20 protein-coding genes are annotated in these 20,541 nt (G+C 52.6%); 12 read left to right on the forward strand and 8 right to left on the reverse strand.

Annotation, left to right across the window (positions count from 1 at the left end):
• Positions 1–40: 40 nt before the first annotated feature.
• The 3 genes from manA (at position 41) to add (ending at position 3,998) form a co-directional block, all read left to right on the forward strand.
• Complete coding sequence (gene manA / locus AB7038_RS00505) at positions 41–1,216, forward strand: mannose-6-phosphate isomerase (RefSeq protein ID WP_368888294.1); 1,176 nt, start codon at positions 41–43, stop codon at positions 1,214–1,216.
• Positions 1,217–1,323: 107 nt separating this feature from the next.
• The gene (locus tag AB7038_RS00510) at positions 1,324–2,913 is read left to right on the forward strand and encodes a YdgA family protein (RefSeq protein ID WP_214180569.1); all 1,590 of its coding nucleotides are present in this window, start codon (positions 1,324–1,326) and stop codon (positions 2,911–2,913) included.
• A 77-nt stretch (positions 2,914–2,990) separates the two neighbouring features.
• Complete coding sequence (gene add, locus AB7038_RS00515) at positions 2,991–3,998, forward strand: adenosine deaminase (RefSeq protein ID WP_369452585.1); 1,008 nt, start codon at positions 2,991–2,993, stop codon at positions 3,996–3,998.
• A 57-nt stretch (positions 3,999–4,055) separates the two neighbouring features.
• On the opposite strand, the gene AB7038_RS00520 is transcribed toward add, so the two are convergent.
• Genes AB7038_RS00520 through AB7038_RS00530 form a run of 3 tightly spaced genes read right to left on the reverse strand, consistent with a single transcriptional unit; the run spans position 4,056 to position 7,274 of the window.
• Entirely contained in the window at positions 4,056–5,201 is a 1,146-nt protein-coding gene (locus AB7038_RS00520) for a YgcG family protein (protein WP_368888292.1), read from the reverse strand.
• On the reverse strand, positions 5,201–6,190 hold the full coding sequence (locus AB7038_RS00525) for a bile acid:sodium symporter family protein (RefSeq protein WP_072868141.1): 990 nt from the start codon (positions 6,188–6,190) through the stop codon (positions 5,201–5,203). Before AB7038_RS00525 ends, AB7038_RS00520 begins: the two co-directional genes overlap by 1 nt.
• 43 nt (positions 6,191–6,233) lie before the next feature.
• Positions 6,234–7,274, reverse strand: a complete 1,041-nt coding sequence (locus tag AB7038_RS00530; RefSeq protein ID WP_368888291.1) for an oxidoreductase — start codon at positions 7,272–7,274, stop codon at positions 6,234–6,236.
• Positions 7,275–7,558: 284 nt separating this feature from the next.
• Here AB7038_RS00530 and rsxA point away from each other — a divergent pair, with 284 nt between their 5' ends.
• The 9 genes from rsxA to AB7038_RS00575 all read left to right on the forward strand — a co-directional run bounded on the left by rsxA (position 7,559) and on the right by AB7038_RS00575 (position 16,806).
• Complete coding sequence (gene rsxA, locus AB7038_RS00535; protein WP_015422727.1) at positions 7,559–8,140, forward strand: electron transport complex subunit RsxA; 582 nt, start codon at positions 7,559–7,561, stop codon at positions 8,138–8,140.
• Positions 8,140–8,748: an electron transport complex subunit RsxB gene (rsxB, locus tag AB7038_RS00540; RefSeq protein ID WP_262882498.1), complete on the forward strand. Its 609-nt coding sequence runs from the start codon at positions 8,140–8,142 to the stop codon at positions 8,746–8,748. The genes rsxA and rsxB overlap by 1 nt, the downstream gene beginning before the upstream one ends.
• Positions 8,749–8,753: 5 nt before the next feature.
• Positions 8,754–11,210 carry an electron transport complex subunit RsxC gene (gene rsxC / locus AB7038_RS00545; RefSeq protein ID WP_369452586.1) on the forward strand — a complete coding sequence of 819 codons (2,457 nt, stop codon included), beginning with the start codon at positions 8,754–8,756 and terminating at the stop codon, positions 11,208–11,210.
• Positions 11,211–11,225: 15 nt separating this feature from the next.
• Positions 11,226–12,320: an electron transport complex subunit RsxD gene (gene rsxD, locus AB7038_RS00550; protein WP_369452587.1), complete on the forward strand. Its 1,095-nt coding sequence runs from the start codon at positions 11,226–11,228 to the stop codon at positions 12,318–12,320.
• Positions 12,317–12,943: an electron transport complex subunit RsxG gene (gene rsxG, locus AB7038_RS00555; RefSeq protein WP_123568733.1), complete on the forward strand. Its 627-nt coding sequence runs from the start codon at positions 12,317–12,319 to the stop codon at positions 12,941–12,943. The genes rsxD and rsxG overlap by 4 nt, the downstream gene beginning before the upstream one ends.
• Positions 12,943–13,647, forward strand: coding sequence for an electron transport complex subunit E (locus AB7038_RS00560; RefSeq protein WP_004238126.1), 705 nt, complete (start codon positions 12,943–12,945; stop codon positions 13,645–13,647). Before rsxG ends, AB7038_RS00560 begins: the two co-directional genes overlap by 1 nt.
• A 63-nt stretch (positions 13,648–13,710) precedes the next feature.
• The gene (nth, locus tag AB7038_RS00565; RefSeq protein WP_004238127.1) at positions 13,711–14,352 is read left to right on the forward strand and encodes an endonuclease III; all 642 of its coding nucleotides are present in this window, start codon (positions 13,711–13,713) and stop codon (positions 14,350–14,352) included.
• A 101-nt stretch (positions 14,353–14,453) separates the two neighbouring features.
• On the forward strand, positions 14,454–16,391 hold the full coding sequence (locus AB7038_RS00570) for an exoribonuclease II (protein WP_369452588.1): 1,938 nt from the start codon (positions 14,454–14,456) through the stop codon (positions 16,389–16,391).
• A gap of 208 nt (positions 16,392–16,599) precedes the next feature.
• Positions 16,600–16,806: a glycine zipper 2TM domain-containing protein gene (locus tag AB7038_RS00575; protein ID WP_369452589.1), complete on the forward strand. Its 207-nt coding sequence runs from the start codon at positions 16,600–16,602 to the stop codon at positions 16,804–16,806.
• A 33-nt stretch (positions 16,807–16,839) separates the two neighbouring features.
• Here AB7038_RS00575 and yciH read toward each other — a convergent pair whose 3' ends face one another.
• The 5 genes from yciH to AB7038_RS00600 all read right to left on the reverse strand — a co-directional run bounded on the left by yciH (position 16,840) and on the right by AB7038_RS00600 (position 20,364).
• On the reverse strand, positions 16,840–17,163 hold the full coding sequence (gene yciH, locus AB7038_RS00580; RefSeq protein WP_186848659.1) for a stress response translation initiation inhibitor YciH: 324 nt from the start codon (positions 17,161–17,163) through the stop codon (positions 16,840–16,842).
• Between the two features lies 1 nt (position 17,164).
• Positions 17,165–17,899 carry an orotidine-5'-phosphate decarboxylase gene (gene pyrF / locus AB7038_RS00585; RefSeq protein ID WP_368889296.1) on the reverse strand — a complete coding sequence of 245 codons (735 nt, stop codon included), beginning with the start codon at positions 17,897–17,899 and terminating at the stop codon, positions 17,165–17,167.
• Positions 17,900–17,962: 63 nt separating this feature from the next.
• Entirely contained in the window at positions 17,963–19,132 is a 1,170-nt protein-coding gene (lapB, locus tag AB7038_RS00590) for a lipopolysaccharide assembly protein LapB (RefSeq protein WP_369452590.1), read from the reverse strand.
• 5 nt (positions 19,133–19,137) lie between these two features.
• Entirely contained in the window at positions 19,138–19,443 is a 306-nt protein-coding gene (locus AB7038_RS00595) for a LapA family protein (protein ID WP_015422730.1), read from the reverse strand.
• 204 nt (positions 19,444–19,647) lie between these two features.
• On the reverse strand, positions 19,648–20,364 hold the full coding sequence (locus tag AB7038_RS00600; protein ID WP_369452591.1) for a phosphatase PAP2 family protein: 717 nt from the start codon (positions 20,362–20,364) through the stop codon (positions 19,648–19,650).
• Positions 20,365–20,541 lie beyond the last annotated feature (177 nt).

Genomic DNA, 20,541 nt, shown 5'->3' on the forward strand with positions numbered 1-20,541 from the left:
TACTATCTTATTGTTAACTGTTTAAAAAGAGAGCGTTGCTATGTTAAAAATGCAGAATCAGGTGCAATTCTATGATTGGGGAAGCCATACCGCGATGACAGAAATGTACGGTTACCCGAACCCTGACAAGCAGCCGATGGCCGAATTATGGATGGGGGCTCATCCGAAAGCCAGTTCGGTAGTGACAGACACCCGCGGCAACACCTGCTCTTTATATGATTTTATTGCCGGTGACCCGCAGTCCGCGCTCGGGGATGAAATTAACCGCCGTTTTCACCGGCTGCCGTTTCTGTTTAAAGTACTGAGTGCTGCTCAGCCGCTGTCGGTACAGGTTCATCCGGATAAATCCGCCGCAGAGGCCGGATTTGCCCGCGAAAACCAGGCAGGGATCCCGCTGGATTCACCAGTCCGTAATTATAAAGATGATAACCATAAGCCGGAGCTGGTTTATGCCCTCACCCCGTTCCGCGCAATGAATGCGTTCCGTCCGCTGGCCGATATTGCCGGGCTGCTCAGTGAGGTCGCTCCGGCGCATCCTGCCATTGAACGTTTTATTGCCTCGCCGTCAGAGGAGCACCTGTCTGTTCTGTTTACCCGTCTGCTCTCCATGAGCGGAGACACCAAAGAGCGGGCAGTCGCTGTGCTGAAATCCGCACTGAACAGCCGTCAGGGTGAGCCGTGGGATACCATCCGTAAGATGACAGAGTTTTATCCTGACGATAATGGCCTTTTCACCCCGCTGCTGCTCAATGTGGTTGAATTAAAACCCGGAGAGGCAATGTTTCTGTATGCCCGCACCCCCCATGCGTATCTTGAAGGAACTGCACTGGAAGTGATGGCTAACTCGGATAATGTGTTACGCGCCGGTCTGACACAAAAGCATATTGATGTCGGTGAATTGCTGAATAACCTTGATTTTGTACCGAAACACGCAAAAAGTTTATTTATGCAGCCGGAACATATTAACAACACTGAAATTTTCCCGATTCCGGTTGATGATTTTTCTTTTTCGGTGATGAAATTGCATAATCAGGAAATGATTATTGAGAATAACAGTGCTAATATTCTTTTTTGTGTGGAAGGTCATGCAGTTATCACTACAGAAACAGAACAATTAAGAGTTATCTCAGGTGAATCTGTTTTTCTTTCTGCTATAGAAAGAAAGTTTAAAATAGATGGTGAAGGAATCATTGCCCGCGTTTATAATGCTGTGTAAGTAACTTCTCTAATTTTCTCCGGGCAGTCCGCCATTGAACTGCCCGTTAATTTTGATACCGTGCGAAAACCTGCAAAATAAATCGCATATAAAGGATGGATTTATCTATGAAAAAGTCGTTAGTTGCTGTTGGCGTTATTGTCGCATTAGGCGCCGCATGGGGTGTGGCTTCATGGCAGACAGGTAAGAAAATTGAAGCAAACCTTGATGAGTATATCGCCAAAGCGAATAAAGCAATCAAGGATAACTACCCTGATGCACCTGTCACGCTGACCGCCAAAGATTTTTCACGCGGTATTTTCAGCTCTGATGTCAAACTGATCATCAAAGAAACGAAAAAAAGCGGTGATACCTCCGGCGAAGAACTTGTGATCCTCAATACCATCGATCACGGTCCGTTCCCGTTATCTCAGCTTAAGAGCATGGTGTTCTCGCCAAATATGGCTGCGGTCCACTCTGAGCTGGAAAATAATGACATCACCAAACAGGCCTTCGAGATCACCGGCGGTAAATCCCCTGTTGCAACGGATACCCGTATCAGCTACGACCAGAGTTTCGATATTGATCTTGCTGTCAGCAAAATCAACTATAAGAAAGACGGCGAAGAGCTGGCATTCTCCGGTGCTGATCTGAACGTTAAATTCGACAAAGAATTCAAAAACGTCAAAGGTAAAGGCAGCAGCAATGAACTGACTTACCGTAAAGGCGATCGCGAAAGCATCGTGATGAAAGGTCTGTCATTTGACAGCGATGTTGCCAAATCAGGTGACAGCTACTTCTACCTGGGTGACCAGAATCTGAGCCTGAAAGAGTTAGCGGTTGTTAATTACAGCGATACCGTTTCTCTGAAAGATCTGAAACTGAACGGTACCTCCGGCAGCAAAGATAACAAACTGACTGCAGATGTTGATTACAGTCTGGGTTCACTGAGCTACCGTGATATCGACCTCGGCGCTATCAGCCTGAAAGGTTCTCTGAAAGATCTGGATGCCACTTCCGCAAATACGCTGATGGCGTCTGTTGAAGAGTACACCAAGCTGTCTGAGTCTATGTACACCGAAGATTTCGACGATGCGAAAATGGAAGCACTGGATGAGAAAATGAAATCCAATGCACTGGGTCTGTTCAAGTACAGCCCGTCCTTCGCTATCGCACCTCTGAGCTGGAAAAACAGCGGCGGTGAGTCAAAAGTTAACCTGAACGTAACGTTCAACGCACTGAACGAAGAGAGCTTTAAAGCTCTGGAACACGCAGGCAGCTTTGAGAAAGTTCTGCCGGTTCTGGTGAAAGAGTTCGGTTTCAATATGGATCTGTCCAAGCCGATGCTGACTGATTTCGTTGCGGTTGCCATGCAGTCACAGGGTATGGGCGCGAAAGAAGCCAAAGAACAGGGTGAACAGGGTGTTGCTCAGATGGCCAGCATGGGTGCCATGATGGAAATCGTGAAAGTGACCGATAAAGCGATCACCATGGATCTGAAATACAGCAACAACAACATCGATTTCAACGGTAAGAAATTCACCGTTGCTGAATTCCTGGAAAAATATGACCAGTACGGCGCACTGAGCGATAACAGCGGTGACGACGAAGGTTACGAGGAAGAGGCAATCGAAATGGATCCTAACGGTGATGTTACTGAAGAAGTCACTATCGGTGAAGAACCGGCTGCTGACGTTGCGGCTCCTGCTGCTCAGTAATTTCACACTGTTATTATCTGTTGATCAGACAAAAGCCAGTCGTCAGACTGGCTTTTTATCATCTGAGGAATACCACAATGATTAACCGCTCACTTCCCCTGACCGATCTGCACCGCCATCTCGATGGTAATATCCGCTTGTCCACCATTCTGGATCTGGCCCGTCAGCACAATTTGCCGCTGCCCGCTTATGAGACTGAAGCACTGCGCCCGCATGTGCAGGTGATGAGCAATGAACCGGATCTGGTGCAGTTTCTGAGCAAGCTGGACTGGGGCGTTTCCGTGCTGGCAGACCTCGATGCCTGCCGCCGAGTGGCAGCTGAAAACGTTCAGGATGCCGTCAGCGCCGGGCTGGATTACGCCGAACTGCGCTTTTCCCCTTATTATATGGCGATGAAGCATCATCTGCCCGTTGAAGGCGTGGTGGAAGCGGTACTGGATGGTGTGGCATCCGAAGTCCGTAGCAGCCCGGTGCGGATTAATATAATTGGTATTCTGAGCCGGACGTTCGGCACAGATGCCTGTCATGAAGAGCTGAATGCCCTGCTCGCTCACCATGAGCGGATTGTGGCGCTGGATATTGCCGGTGATGAATCCGGTTATCCGGGCGATTTATTCACCGACCACTTCCGTAAAGCCCGTGATGTCAACTGGGCCATCACCGCCCATGCCGGAGAAGCTGCCGGCGCCGCCAGTATCTGGCAGGCTATCCGCGACCTGGGTGCGCAGCGCATCGGCCACGGAGTGATGGCGATTGAAGACCCGGCGCTGATGGATTACCTGGCAGAGCACCGTATCGGTATGGAATCCTGCCTGACCTCCAATATTCAGACCAGCACTGTGCCGTCACTGGCCGCGCATCCGCTGAAACAGTTCCTGGCACACGGCATTGCCGCTACTATCAATACCGATGACCCGGCAGTTGAAGGTATTGAGATTGCCCATGAATACAATGTTGCTGCCCCGGCTGCCGGTCTGACCCGTGCGGAAATTGAACAGGCGCAAATTAACGGGCTGGAAATTGCCTTTTTATCCGCAGAGGAAAAAGCGGCACTGAGAGATATGGCGGCTAAACGCAGTCAGTAAGCACCGTTCCGGTACAAAAAAGCCGTGGCATTCTGTGTCACGGCTTTTTTATGCCTTTTACCAGCTCCCGGAAGCACCGCCACCACCACTGCTGCCGCCTCCGCCACCGGACGATCCGCTGCTTCCGGAACTACCGCCGGAACTGCTGCTGTAGCTGCCGCCGTCAGAACCGGATGAATATCCGCCTCCTGTACCCGCCATGACACCGGTTAATTTCCGCATTTCCGCTTCCTGAGTACGATATTCCGGAATTAATACATATAGCAAATAACAAATAAATAGTGAGCCAAATACATTAAGAAAAATGAGCATCATGATGCTGATAAATAATGCGTCTGGGTCAGGATCTCCGTCTATCAGGACCCGTGTCATTATAAAAATCAGAACTGAATAAAATAACACACTCACAGTATGGCCGAGCGGTGTCGGATAAATATACTTATACTGCAAAAATGCCGTCAGGCGTTTCTGTGTAAGGCGGATTCCTCGTTCGGGCTGACGTTTCTTCTTGTTTTTGGATTTTTCATGTTCCTTTCTCAGATATTCAATATCTTTGAGAACCTGTTTTTCTATTCTTTTTTTACGGCGGGAAGAACCAATAAATAATGACCAGAGATACACCGTAATAAAGGTCAGAAAATAAATAATCGTCAGTCGTTTAAGTTTTAATGGTTCTGTTCCGGATGTCTCTGATTTGATATATTCCGGTTCATTCCCGCTGATAATATCAATGGCATCGGTCACACCCGCCCCAATCCCGGTAAAATAATGGCCTTTTTTAAATTCAGGCGTGATGCGCTGACGGATAATACGACCTGCGGAGACATCCGGCAGAATACCTTCCAGGCCGTAACCGACCTCAAAACGCAGATTACGGTCATTCACCGCCACGACCAGCAGCAGACCATTATTCTGACCTTTACGACCGATTTTCCAGATATTAAACGCACGGTGTGCGAATGTCTCAATACTTTCCCCGCCGGTTGACGGCACAATAAACACCACGAACTGACTGCCGTCATTGCGGCTCAGTTCGTACTCAGTGAGTTGCCGGTTAAGCTGTGCGAATTGCGGGCCGGTCAGAAGACCGGCGCTGTCAATAACCCGCGCCCGTTTCAGTTCCGGCAGCGGTTGTATATCCGCACGGGCAAAGAAACTGACAAAAAGAAGTATAAGGCATCCTGCCATAACTCTGCTCATCATTACTCCTGTGAATGCTCTTTTCCCTGCCGCGCATAGCGCGCCGCCATCACCGCACACACCATCAGCTGGATCTGATGAAACAACATCAGCGGCAGCACCAGAATACCGACTACGGCAGGCGGGAACATTACGTTTGCCATCGGTACGCCGTTTGCCAGGCTTTTCTTCGAACCGCAGAAGACAATCGTGATTTCATCAGCCTTATTAAAACCCAGTGCCCGCGCACCGTACACGTTGATCACCAGCACAATCGCCAGTAAACCACACGACACCACCGCAATCTGCAGAATAGACATTGCATCAATCTGCTGCCAGATCCCTTCGGCAACCGCTTCACTGAAAGCGACATACACCACCAGCAGAATAGAAGTGCGATCCGTTTTATTAATGATTTTTTTATTGCGATCCACCCACTTACCGATCAGCGGACGGGAAAGGTGTCCGACCACAAACGGCAGCATCAGCTGCAGTAAAATAGAGCGGATAGCACCCAGAGTATCCAGGTCATGCGCGCCCTGCGTTTCCATCATAAAACCGATAATCACCGGTGATAAAAACACACCAAGGATACTGGAGGCAGATGCACTGCAAATCGCCGCCGCCACATTTCCGCCCGCGACAGAGGTAAAGGCGATAGCCGATTGTACTGTCGCCGGTAAGGCACATAAGTATAAGAAACCCATGTAAATGGTCGGAGACATCCATTCCGGCACCAGAAACTGCAAACCCAGCCCCAGCAGCGGGAAAAGGATAAAGGTACTGGAGAACACCATCAGATGCAGACGCCAGTGCCCCATCCCCGTCACAATCGCTTCCCGCGAGAGTTTTGCACCGTGGAAGAAGAACAATAACGCAATCGCGGCGGTGGTCAGATAGCGGAATCCGGTCGCCACACTGCCGGTTGCCGGAAAGAGTGACGCCAAAATAACAACCGTGATCATTATGACCAGGAACGGATCTAACCGCAGTTTCTGCCACCAGTTTGTCATGCGTTATTCACTTTTGTCTGCAATAAGAAGTAATGATTATTTGTTACAGTGTCACAGTCCGTCCGGTTTTATGAGATTCCATGCCGGCCTCAATAATACGGATAATTTCCGCCCCTTCCTGCGCGGTCACAGGGTTCGGCCCGTTATTGATAATCGCCTCTGCCACTTCTGCGTAATAGCGGCCATAGTGCCCGGCTTTGTTCGGATACGTTTCCGTGATCACTTCAACGCCATCCGGTGACAGGCTCAGTTCCCCGTCGCGGCTGTCATGCCCCCAGTTAACACCGACCGGCATCTGCCCTGCTTTCAGTGCATTCTCCTGCGGATCCAGCCCGTACTTCACATAGCTGCCTTTCATACCGTGAACGATATACACCGGGGATTCCGCTGCCGCGACCGTGGTGGCATGAAGTACGACTTTGACATCCGGATAGTGCAGTTGTGCATGGAAATAATCCACTGCTTCCGCGCCCGGACGGATCATCCCCAGGTCGGCGGTGATCGCCGTTGGTTTGCCGAAAAACTGCAGTGCCTGGTCAATCAGATGAGAGCCCAGGTCATACCAGATACCACTGCCCAATGCGGCAGCTTCACGCCAGCGTTTTTGCGGATGCGGGCGGTAACGGTCAAAGTGGACTTCAAAATATTTGATATCCCCGAGTTTTTTACTTTCAAACAGGGATTTGAGTGTCAGATACCCGGAATCAAAACGGCGGTTATGATAGACAGACAACACCAGCCCGGCATCATCCGCCTGTTTTGCCAGGGTAAATCCTTCTTCCGATGTCAGGGTAAAGGGTTTATCCACCACCACGTGCTTACCGGCAGCCAGCGCCATCCGCGCCAGCGGGAAATGGGTGTCATTCGGGGTCGGGATCACGACGAGGTCAATGGCCGGGTCAGCAAAAATATCTTCCGGCGTGGCGACAACCTGCACATCCGGATAATCCGCATGCACTTTGGCGGCATCACTGCTCGCGACTTTGGCCAGTTCCATATTGGCATTATTGACAATAAACGGCGCATGGAATGTTTTTCCGGCAAAACCGTATCCGATCAGGCCCACTTTCAGTATTTTCGTCATCACTCCCTCCGGGGGATTGTCATGTTAACGGATAAAAACATGCTTTCAGAATCTGTCATCCTCCTGAAAAGTACCACTAACTGATTCCGTGACGCAAATACTGTGCCCGGTTTTCGTCAGTTTTGCCGCTTTTTCATTCTGATACACACAGTTATCCGCGCTTTCACACAATCCCGATAACCCCGGATGCCCGGGGATTGCTATTATTCACCCCGCTTACCGGGGATCCCGGTTTTTTATGTGCTTTATTTGTATGTTTTGAATGACTCGCTTTGGGCATTGTAATGGCTGACTACTTATTACTTTTTGTCGGGACGGTGCTGGTTAACAACTTCGTACTCGTCAAATTCTTAGGATTATGCCCCTTTATGGGGGTCTCCAAAAAACTGGAAACCGCGATAGGCATGGGGTTTGCCACCACGTTTGTGATGACACTCGCCTCCGTCTGCTCGTGGCTGATGGATACCTTTATCCTGATCCCGCTGGATATTCTCTATCTGCGCACACTGAGCTTTATCCTGGTGATCGCCGTGGTGGTGCAGTTCACCGAAATGGTGGTGCGTAAAACCAGCCCGGCACTCTACCGGCTGCTCGGGATCTTCCTGCCGCTGATCACTACCAACTGTGCGGTTCTCGGCGTGGCACTGCTGAATATCAACCTGTCGCATAATTTCCTGCAATCCGCCGTTTACGGCTTTGGTGCGGCAGCCGGTTTCTCCCTGGTGATGGTGCTGTTTGCCGCTATCCGTGAGCGGCTGGCAACGGCAGATGTGCCGGCGCCTTTCCGCGGGGCGTCTGTCGGGCTGGTCACTGCTGGTCTGATGTCTCTGGCCTTTATGGGCTTCAGTGGTCTGGTGAAATTCTGATGACAATGATTTGGATTGCCGTTGCCGTACTCAGCCTGCTGGGTCTGGCATTCGGTCTGATACTTGGTTACGCCTCCCGCCGGTTTAAAGTGGAGGAAGATCCCATTGTGGATAAAATTGATGACATTCTGCCGCAGAGTCAGTGCGGTCAGTGCGGTTTTCCGGGCTGCCGCCCGTATGCGGAATCTGTTGCCAATGGCGGCGCAATAAACCGCTGTGCCCCCGGCGGCGAGCAGGTAATGCTGAAACTGGCGGATATGCTGGGCGTGGATCCGCAACCGCTCGACGGTGACGAGTCCGTACTCAATCCGGTGCGCAAAGTGGCCTTTATTCATGAAGATCAGTGCATCGGCTGCACCAAATGTATTCAGGCGTGTCCGGTGGATGCCATTATCGGTGCCACCCGCGCCATGCACACCGTGGTTGAAGATCTCTGCACCGGGTGTGACCTGTGTGTCGCCCCCTGCCCGACAGACTGCATTGAGATGATTCCGGTCGCCGTCACTCCGCGTAACTGGAAGTGGGATTTAAACACCATTCCGGTCAGAAATATTCCGGCAGATACCAGCGGTACTCCTGTCAAACCTGTTCAGATTGAGGCGTCGTAAGTTTTATGTTCAATTTGCTCAATTTTCTGAAAAAAGACCGGGTATGGGATTTTGACGGCGGCATCCATCCGCCGGAAATGAAATTACAGTCCAGCCGGACACCGATGCGGGTGTGCCCGGTACCGGACGAATTGATTATTCCGTTGCAGCAGCATATCGGCAACGAAGGTGATGTGCTGGTCAGCCCCGGCGACCATGTTCTGAAAGGTCAGCCGCTGACTCGCGGAACCGGCCGCAGCCTGCCGGTGCATGCCTCATCATCCGGCACAGTGACTACCGTGGAGCCTTGTGTGACCGCACATCCGTCCGGGCTGACCGCGCCGTGCATCCGCATCCGGACTGACGGACTGGATACCCCGTATCCGGCAGAAAAAACCACGGATTTCACTGTTCTCGCCAAAGCGGAACTCACTGATCGCATTCATCAGGCCGGGATTGCCGGTCTCGGCGGCGCGGGTTTCCCGACCGCCAGCAAGCTGAAAGGCGGCGGTGATCTTATCCGCACCCTGATTATCAATGCGGCGGAGTGTGAGCCTTATATCACGGCGGATGACCGTCTGATGCAGGAACATGCCGGGGAAATTCTCACCGGTATCCGTATTCTGATGCACCTTCTGGAACCGGAACAGGTGCTTATCGGCATTGAAGACAATAAACCGGAGGCGATCGCCGCACTGCGCGGGGTCACTGCCGGTGAAAAACAGATTTTCGTACGGGTGATCCCGACTAAATACCCGTCCGGCGGTGCCAAACAGCTGACCAAAATTCTCACCGGCCGCGAAGTGCCGTCCGGCGGACGTTCCTCTGATATTGGCGTACTGATGCAGAACGTCGGAACCGTGGTCGCCATCAAACGCGCCATTACCGACGGCGAACCGCTGATCCAGCGCGTGGTAACAGTGACCGGCGAAGCGGTCGGATCACCGGGCAACTTCTGGACACGACTCGGTACACCGGTCCGTTTCCTGCTGCAACAGGCTGATTTCCGTCCGCAGCATGAACAAATGGTTGTGATGGGCGGCCCGCTGATGGGCTTTACACTGCCGGATCTGGATGTGCCGGTGGTGAAAATCTGTAACTGTATTCTGGCACCGACCACAAATGAGATGGAGCCTGCTGCGCCGGAAGAAGCCTGCATTCGTTGCAGTCATTGTGCGGATGCCTGTCCGGCCGGATTACTGCCGCAACAGCTCTACTGGTTCAGTAAAGGTAACGAACACGAAAAAGCAGAGCAACACCATCTGTTTGACTGCATCGAATGCGGTGCCTGTGCCTGGGTCTGCCCGAGCAACATTCCGCTGGTGCAGTATTACCGTCAGGAGAAAGCACAGGTTATTGAGATCCGCGAAGAAGCCCAACGCGCCGCAGATGCCAAAATCCGCTTTGAAGCCAAACAGGCACGAATGGCACGGGAAAAAGAAGCCCGTGAAGCCCGTCATAAAAGTGCGGCTGTTCAGGTGGATGAGAAAGACAGTGCCGCTATCAGCGCCGCCCTTGCCCGTGTGAAAGCCAAAGACAGTAATACAGGGATGACGATTTCTGTTAATCCGTCCACCTTACCGGATAACAGCGCCGTGATTGCTGCCCGTGAAGCCCGTAAAGCACAGGCCCGTGCGCATCAGGCAGAGAAAGCGGCACTCGCGGCTGAAACCACACAACCGGCAACAGAAACAGATGCCGATCCGCGTAAAGCCGCAGTGGCTGCCGCTCTTGCCCGCGCCAAAGCGAAGAAAGCCGCTCAGGCTGCTGAAGCTCCTGCGGAAGCGGCACAACCGGCAACGGAAACAGAAACGGATCCGCGCAAAGCTGCTGTTGCTGCCGCCCTTGCCCGCGCCAAGGCGAAGAAAGCCGCTCAGGCTGCCGAAGCGCCGGCGGAAGCGGCACAACCGGCAGCAGAAACAGAGACAGATCCGCGCAAAGCCGCTGTCGCAGCCGCGATTGCCCGCGCCAAAGCGAAAAAAGCCGCCCAGGCTGCCGAAGCTCCGGCGGAAGCTGAACAACCAGCAGCGGAAACAGACACAGATCCGCGCAAAGCTGCTGTTGCTGCCGCCATTGCCCGCGCCAAAGCGAAGAAAGCCGCTCAGGCTGCTGAGGCTCCGGCGGAAGCTGCGCAACCAGCCGCAGACGCAGAAACGGATCCGCGCAAAGCCGCTGTTGCTGCTGCCATTGCCCGCGCCAAAGCGAAGAAAGCCGCTCAGGCTGCTGAAGCTCCGGCGGAAACGGCACAACCGGCCGCAGACGCAGAAACGGATCCGCGCAAAGCTGCTGTTGCTGCCGCGATTGCCCGTGCCAAAGCGAAAAAAGCCGCTCAGGCCGCCAAAGCGCCGGCAGAAGCTGTACAACCAGCCGCAGAGACAGAAACGGATCCGCGCAAAGCTGCTGTTGCTGCCGCGATTGCCCGAGCCAAAGCGAAGAAAGCCGCTCAGGCTGCTGCACAACATTCTGAAGAAACCACTGATTAATGAAGCGAAATAAGCATGAAATTTAGGCCCGTTTCCTCAAACGCCCCGCACCGGCTGAAAATTGCGGGATCACCGTTTACGCATAACCGTGACAACACCTCCGCCATCATGCTGTGGGTGGTGATTGCTATGATCCCGGGGATTGCCGCGCAGCTCTGGTTTTTCGGCGCCGGTACCCTGTTTCAGATTCTGATTGCAGTTGTGACTGCACTGGTCACCGAAAGTATTGCTGTTCGCCTGCGCAATAAACCTGTGATGCCATATCTGAAGGATAACTCCGCGCTGGTCACAGCGGTGCTGCTGGCTGTCAGTATTCCGCCACTGGCACCGTGGTGGATCATTGTTATCGGTACATTCTTTGCCGTAATTATTGCTAAGCACATCTATGGCGGCCTCGGGCAAAACCCGTTTAACCCGGCAATGGTCGGTTATGTGGTGCTGCTGATCTCCTTCCCGGTACAGATGACCGGGTGGCTGCCGCCGGAGAGTCTGCAAATCACCCCGGTTTCACTCAGTGACAGTCTGCATGTGATTTTCACCGGGTTATCAGACGGTGGCCAGACACTGGAGCAGTTACGCGCCGGTGCGGATGGCATGAGCCAGGCGACCCCGCTCGACAGTTTCAAAACCGGTCTGCTGACCCGCGACATGTCAGAGATCCTGACACAACCTGTTTTACAGGGCTCTGTCGCCGGTATCGGCTGGCAATGGGTGAATATCGGTTACCTGATCGGCGGCTGTATTCTGCTCAACCGTAAAGTGATTTCATGGCAGATCCCGGCCGCCATGCTGGGAACACTCGCAGTACTGTCTGTGATCGGGTACCTGATTGATTCATCACACTTTACATCCCCGGTTATACAGCTGTTTTCCGGTGCCACCATGCTCGGGGCATTCTTTATCGCCACCGACCCGGTCACCGCCTCCACCACGCCGCGCGGCCGCCTGATATACGGGATGCTGATCGGCCTTCTGCTGTGGGTTATCCGCGTTTACGGCGGTTATCCGGATGCGGTGGCATTTGCCGTTCTGCTGGCCAATATCACCGTGCCGCTGATCGATACCTATACACAACCGCGTGTTTACGGGCACAAACGGGGGAATAAATGATTGCCACATTACGCCGTTACGGCCTGATCCTCGCGCTGTTTGCCGCCGGTACCACCGGACTGAGCGGTTTTGTCTATACCCTGACAAAACCGGAAATTGATAAGCAAGCCGCCGCACAGCAAAAGGCACTGTTTGCCGAAATCCTGCCGGAATCGGTTTATAATAATGATGTGATTGCAGAGTGTTATCTGGTCACCGATCCTGCCCTGGGTAATGAACTGCCGCACCGGCTGTATGTTGCCCGCAAAGACGGCACACCGGTCGCCGCTGTGCTGGAGTCCACCGCGCCGGACGGCTATTCCGGTAATATTCAGCTGCTGGTTGCGGCTGATTTTAACCGCACCGTGCTCGGCTCCCGTGTCACCGAACACAAAGAAACGCCGGGACTGGGTGATAAGATTGATACCCGTATTTCAGACTGGATCACTTCTCTGAGCGGCAAACATATTGAATCCGCCAATGACCCGCACTGGGCAGTGAAAAAAGACGGCGGGGATTTTGATCAGTTCACCGGTGCCACCATCACGCCGCGCGCAGTCGTCAATGCTGTCCGTGCAACAGCGGATTATATGCAGACACTGCCGCCGCTGCTGAACACTTTACCTCAATGCGGAGCAGAATAATGAGTCAGATTAAAGAGTTATTCGCCGACGGATTATGGAAAAACAACTCCGCCCTCGTCCAGGTGCTGGGGCTGTGTCCTCTGCTGGCGGTCTCCTCCACTGTCACCAACGCGCTGGGTCTGGGGCTGGCCACCACGCTGGTGCTGATTTGCACTAACGTGGCGGTTTCCGCGCTGCGCCGCTGGATCCCGTCAGAAATCCGCATTCCTATTTATGTGATGCTGATTGCGTCTGTGGTGACCGCAGTACAGCTGCTGATCAACGCCTATGCTTTCGGCTTATATCAGTCGCTCGGTATATTCATCCCGCTGATTGTGACCAACTGTATTGTTATTGGCCGTGCCGAAGCGTTTGCTGCCAAAAATGCGGTTTATCCTTCTGCGATTGACGGTCTGGCGATGGGGCTTGGTGCGACCGCCGCGCTGTTTGTGCTCGGTGCCATGCGTGAGATTCTTGGCAACGGTACCCTGTTTGACGGCGCGGATCTGCTGCTCGGCGACTGGGCCAAAGTGCTGCGCGTCGATGTGCTGCACCTTGATACCCCGTTCCTGCTGGCCATGCTGCCGCCGGGTGCCTTTATCGGGCTGGGCTTAATGCTGGCGGGTAAGTATCTTATTGATGAGAAAATGAAAAAGCGCAAAAATGCACCTGCCGCTCCGCAATATGAAACAGAAAAAGGATGCGGAAGCCATCTGGTCAAATAACTGTATAATTAAGCAGGCTCCTCTCCGGGAGTCTGCTTTTATCATGAATGAGCCAATGTCGTTATGAATAAAGAAAAACGTATTGAAATCCTGACCCGCCTGCGGGACAACAACCCGCAACCCACCACCGAACTGCTGTTTGATTCTCCGTTTGAATTACTGATCTCCGTCTTATTATCCGCCCAGGCGACTGATGTCAGTGTCAATAAAGCCACCCGTCCGCTGTATGCCGTTGCCAATACGCCGCAGGCCATTCTGGATCTGGGTGTGGACGGTGTGAAATCCTATATTAAAACCATCGGGTTATTTAATACCAAAGCAGAGAATGTGATTAAAACCTGCCGGATGCTGGTTGAGCTGCATAACGGTGAGGTGCCGGAAGACAGAGCGGCACTTGAGGCGCTGCCGGGTGTGGGCCGCAAAACCGCCAATGTGGTGCTCAATACCGCGTTCGGCTGGCCGACTATCGCTGTTGATACTCATATTTTCCGTGTTTGTAACCGCACAAAATTTGCCCCCGGTAAAAATGTGGATGAGGTGGAACAAAAATTATTGCGGGTTGTTCCGGCAGAATTTAAAGTCGACTGCCACCACTGGTTTATACTGCACGGGCGTTACACCTGTGTTGCCCGCAAACCCCGCTGCGGTTCATGCATCATTGAGGATTTGTGTGAATTCAGCGAAAAAGTGTATCCGGAAGATTAATCTGCTGCGCTTTAAACAGAAATTGCCCTCTGTGCTTGCGGGCAGCGTGAATTCGCGTAAAAATAACCATAAATTTGCTCACCCAACCAGTACGGGAACCTATGTTTCAAGATAACCCGCTGTTAGCTCAGCTAAAACAACAGCTCCACGATAAAACATTGCGTGTCGAAGGGATCGTAAAAAGTACCGATAAAGGCTACGGTTTCCTGGAAGTTGACGGACAAAAATCCTATTTTATTCCGCCGCCACAGATGAAAAAAGTCATGCACGGCGACCGCGTCACTGCCGCTATTCACACAGTGAATAATAAAGATGTGGCTGAGCCGGAAGCGCTGATCACTCCGTTCCTTGACAGGTTCGTCGGCCGTGTGCAGCGCAAAGAAAATGACGACCGTCTCTGGATCATTCCTGACCACCCGCTGTTAAAAGATTCCATTCCCTGCCGTCCGGCAAAAGGCGTTGATCACGAGTTTCGCCAGGGTGACTGGGCGGTTGCGGAAATGCGCCGCCACCCGCTGAAGGGTGATCGCAGCTTCCACGCGGAAATCACCGGCTTTATCACCGATGCGGACGACCATTATGCGCCGTGGTGGGTGACTCTGACCCGCCATCAGCACGCACTGAAAGAGCCGGAGCCGGTTGAGGTGACCATGGCGGATGATAATCTGCCGCGCACTGACCTGACCCATCTGGATTTTGTCACTATCGACAGTGCATCCACCGAAGATATGGATGATGCACTTTATATCACCACCGGTGATAACAATCAGCTTCAGCTGACTATCGCGATTGCTGACCCGACCAGCTACATCCCGGCCGGCAGCGAGCTGGATGCTATTGCCCATAAACGCGCATTTACCAACTATCTGCCGGGCTTTAATATCCCGATGCTGCCGCGCAATCTGTCTGATGACCTGTGCTCACTGCATCCTCATGTACGCCGTCCGGCGCTGGTGTGTCAGGTGTCCATTAATGACGATGGCTCTCTGGCTGATGATGCCGTATTCTTCGCCGCCTGGGTTGAATCCAAAGCCAAACTGGCTTACGACGATGTCTCCGATTTGCTGGAGGGTGTGGCTGACCGCGTGACAACGGATGAAACGATCCGCCGTCAGATTTCCCTGTTACAGGATATGTATCAGCGCCGCCATCACTGGCGTGAAACTCATGCGCTGGTCTTCAAAGATCGCCCTGATTACCGCTTTATCCTTGATGAAAACGGTGTGGTAACCGATATCGTGGCAGAGCAGCGCCGCAGTGCCAACCGCATTGTGGAAGAAGCGATGATCACGGCGAATATTTGTGCCGCAGAGGTACTGGATCAAAAACTCGGCTTTGGTGTCTATAACGTGCACACCGGGCTGGATCCTCTGACCATCAGTCAGGCCGTTGCCCTGCTCGCCGAAAATGGTATTAACTTCAGCGCGGAAGAATTACTGACCCTCGACGGTTTCTGTCGTCTGCGCCGTGAACTGGATAACCAGCCGACGCAGTTCCTCGACAGCCGTATCCGCCGCTTCCAGACCTTTGCCGAAGTCCGCATGGAAAAAGGCCCGCACTTTGGTCTGGGACTGGATGGTTATGCGACCTGGACATCCCCTATCCGTAAATACAGTGATATTGTGAACCACCGTCTGCTGAAAGCCATTATCGCCGGTCAGTCTGCGGAAAAACCGGCTGAAGCCCTGGCCGAGCACCTGGCAGAACGCCGCCGTGCCAACCGCATGGCAGAGCGTGATGTCGGTGACTGGTTGTATGCCCGTTATCTGCATCCATATGCCGGTACAGATACCCCGTTCCCGGCGGAGATTATTGATATCACCCGCGGCGGCGTGCGTGTCCGTCTGACAGACAACGGTGCGGTCGCCTTTATCCCGGGTACCTTTATCCACCCGGTCAAAGATGAACTCCAGTGCAGCCAGGAAACCGGCTCAGTGCTGATTAAAGGTGAAGTCCGTTACCGCCTCAATGACATCATTCCGGTGAAAATTGAGGAAGTTAAGATGGAAACCCGCAGTATTCTGGCTCGTCCGCTCTGATCCGGAATCACTGACTGATAAGAGCCGCCGTTTTGTATTAACGGCGGTTTTTTTATTCCTGCCACTCAGAACCCGCCGCTGTTCCTGTCATTAAACTCCGGACATTAATACCTTTATCAGCATTTAAATTTTATTTAAATCATGAGGATAGTAATTAGCAACGTGATTGCTATAGTGATAATAATCAGACATTCAGCGGGGAAATAAGATGAAGAAAATAGTAACGGCATTGCTTGTTGCCGGTGGCCTGCTGGCACTCAGCGGCTGTAAAAACCTGTCAAAGCAGGAGAAAGATACCGCAATTGGTGCTGAGTTAGGTGCTATCAGTGGTGCGATTCTGACGGACGGGTCCGGTCTGGGTACAGTGGGTGGTGCTGCCGTCGGCGGGATTATCGGCCACGAAGCCGGTCAGTAATAAAGGCGTCCGGACGGACGCCTTATCTCTCTGTCAGCCACCTGCCAGTTTGACTTTGAAACCTTTCTCTTCCAGCAGTTGCTTCAGTAAATCGCGTTTATCGCCCTGAATTTCGATAATACCGTCTTTCAGCGCCCCGCCGCAGCCGCAGCGTTTTTTCAGATCTGCCGCCAGCTTGCTCAGTGCCGCATCATCCAAATCAATACCGGTGATCAGACACACGCCCTTACCTTTGCGGCCGCTGGTCTGGCGCTGAATGCGGACAATGCCGTCACCTTTCGGGCGTTCCGCTTTGACTTCCGGCTCATCAATACGGCCGGCATCTGTGGAATAAACCAGCCGTGAATTATTGTCCATCTTATAATACTCCCACTGAAGCATTAATCGCCTGCAATGCCGCCTGCGGGTTATCACTGCGGGTGATTGGCCGCCCGATAACCATATAATCCACCCCGGCACTGAGTGCCTGCGGTGGTGTCATGATACGGCGCTGGTCACCGGCATCACTGCCTTCAGGGCGGATCCCCGGTGTGACCAGTTTAAATTCCCGGCCCAGGGTCTCTTTCATCAGTTTCGCTTCATGAGCGGAACAGACCACGCCATCCAGCCCGCAGTTCTGTGTTAATTTTGCCAGACGCAGCGCGTGCTCTGCCGGTGTGGCATCAATACCGGTACCGGCCAGGTCGGACTGCTCCATGCTGGTCAGCACTGTCACAGCGATCAGCAGCGGTGCATCGTTGCCGTACGGTAACAGGATCTCTTTCGCCGCTGCCATCATACGTTCGCCGCCTGCCGCATGGACGTTAACCATCCACACTCCCAGTTCAGCCGCTGCCCGCACCGCATGCGCCGCGGTATTCGGAATATCATGGAATTTCAGGTCAAGAAAGACCTCAAACCCGCGCTGCTGCAATGCACGGACACATTCCGGCCCGCAGAAGGTAAACAGCTCTTTACCGACTTTCAGACGGCACCGTGCCGGATCGATACGGTCAGCAAAAGCCAGCGCGTCATCCGGGTTGTCGTAATCGAGCGCAACAATAACAGGCGATGCGATATCTGCACGGCCTGTATGCGAAGAAAGAGATGTCATGAATGCATTACCTGTGGTTGGTGAATTAATACGGGTAAATAATTACGGGTAAATGTGACGTTGTCACTGTCCGTCCAGCCCTCTGATAGGCTTGATAGTATCCCATGACCGGCAGGACGGGCAGTGCCAGTACAGGGCGTGTGATGTAAATCCGCATTTGCCGCAGCGGTAATCCGGTTTTGTCCGGATTTGTTCGCCGACCATGTTACGCAGCAGGCCGAGACTCTCTTTGGCACGGCCTTCCTCCGCCTCTGACAGATAATATTCCATCAGACGGCAGAACAGACGCATGGTCGGATGGCGCTGCAACTGGCGGTTAACATAGGTGATCGCCATTTCCGGCCCTTCCTGCTGTTCAATAATATCCGCAAGATAGAGTTCGGCAATAGCGCCGATATTTTCATCCGAACAGTACAGCAGGTATTCTGCCCATTCCGCCGGCTGATTAAGGTGCGTATAGCAGGTTTCCAGCATCGGCAGTGTTTCACTGACCATTTCTTTATCCTGCTCAAACACCCGCTTGAGCACGGTAACGGCTTTACTGTATTCCGCCCGTTCAATATGAATACGCCCCTGCATAATCGACACCCGGGCACAGTTTTTATCCGCTCCCGCAGCTTTCGCAAGATACGCAAATGCCCCGTCAGTGTTATCGCTGCCCAGCGCCTGCAATGCCAGTTCACAATAAAAGTTAGCGATATTCTCCCGCTGCCCGGTATCACCCTGTTTCAGCAGTTTTTCACCGATATCGATGGCTTTGCTCCAGTCACTGGTGGACTGATAGATCGATAACAATGACTGAAGCGCGCTTTGTCTGAAATCTGCCTCATCAATCAGCTGTAAAAACAGCGCTTCCGCCCGGTCATAGACCCCGGCGGCCACATAATCGCGGCCCAGCTGTTGTGTGGCGAGGAGACGCTGGTCATAGGAGAGAGAGGCGCTTTCCATCAGTGACTGGTGGATGCGGATGGCGCGTTCCACTTCGCCGCGCGAACGGAACAGGTTGCCGAGCGTCAGGTGAGCTTCAAATGCAGAGCTGTCTTCTTTCAGCATGTCGAGGAACAAATCAACTGCTTTATCCTGCTGATCGGACAGCAAAAAGTTTACGCCTGCCACATAGTCACGTGACAGGCGGTCAGCATGTTGTTGTTGATTCTGCTGCGCGCTGCGCCGCCCCATATACCAGCCGTATGCGGCAGCAATGGGCAACAGAAGAAACAACAGCTCAAGCATAATGCTTATTCCTTAGTGGTGTCCCGCAGTGCAACCGAACCGGAAGACTGCACCGTCTGATCAGCTTCCAGACGTTTGATCCGGTGCCGGGCACGTGCCAGCGACAACCGCAGACGTAAATAAAACAGACCGCAGACAATCCAGCCCAGCACAAAACCGATACCGAACAGTACGGCCAGCAAGGTGGATACAGAATACTGTCCCTGCGCAATCAGATAATTAAATGTGACTACCTGATCGTTATTTGCGCCCAGTGTCACCGAAATGATGAAAACCACCAGTACAAGGATAAAAATCAGAAAATATTTCACCGGCGTTCCTATTATCAGGCTTGCATTCCACGCCTGCTCCTTGCAGACGCACTAACCCCTTAAGTTACCATTTACCCCGGGGAGAATGAAAGTAATTTGTTGTGTTCCCGAGTTTTTTCCGCTTTTCTGCCGGTATCCGCACAGAATACCGGCAACGGGTTTCACGCGCCTTATAATAACATGATTTCAGCTCAGCGGCGGCGGTTACACACCATTTTCCTTCTGTCTGTTAAGCCAGATAAAGAATATCCCTGCCAGGATTGCGTTAATAATCACGGACATAATGATGTCTGACGGCCAGTGCATCCCCAGCACCAGACGGCTGTATTCCGCCAGAATGCCCCACAGCAGAATCACACCCGCCAGCCCGCGCCGGCCCTGTGCGGTAAAAAACACAAAGAGTATCAGCGCCCACGCACTTGCAAACAGAGCATGACCGGACGGAAACGCATAACCGGTTTCACTTTTCCAGTGTTTCAGCAGCCAGCCGGGCACCTGATAATGATTTTTTACGGTATTTTCCAGCAGTTGTGCTCTCTCTTTCCGGGAAAGGTCATAGAACCCTTCTTCTGACACCACATTTTGCTGTGCCAGCCAGACCACATACGGGCGCGGTTCTTTAATGGTGTTTTTCATCGCCACTTTGATGCCCTGTCCCGCAGCCACCACCACCAGGATCAGTGCTGCCGCGCGCAGTGCCTGCTTTCTGCTGCCGCGAAACAAACGGACAAACAGGATACAAAAAAAGAGTGATACGATAATCGCCAGCGGATACGCAGCAGTATCCGTCAGATGCCACAGGCCACGCAGCAAATCATCATCACCTGATGGTTGCCAGCGCCAGCCGGTCAGTAATGTTATCAGCGGTACCAGTATCAGGAGTATGACACCGGCAACAAAGGGTTTTGTCAGGTTTTTCATCCGGGTTGAATCATTCCGTTAAAAAATAAATATTATTTTGTCAAACTGATGTACTACTATGGTCATGTTCAGTTATTTGACCCGGAAAGGGAATGTCAGTTTCATTTCCCGGGCAACGCAGATAATAACATCGCCAACACGATTATGTGCGTTTAAATAAAGATATTTATATCAATG

The organism is Morganella morganii, from assembly GCF_041099235.1.
Taxonomy (GTDB): Bacteria; Pseudomonadota; Gammaproteobacteria; order Enterobacterales; family Enterobacteriaceae; genus Morganella; species Morganella morganii_E.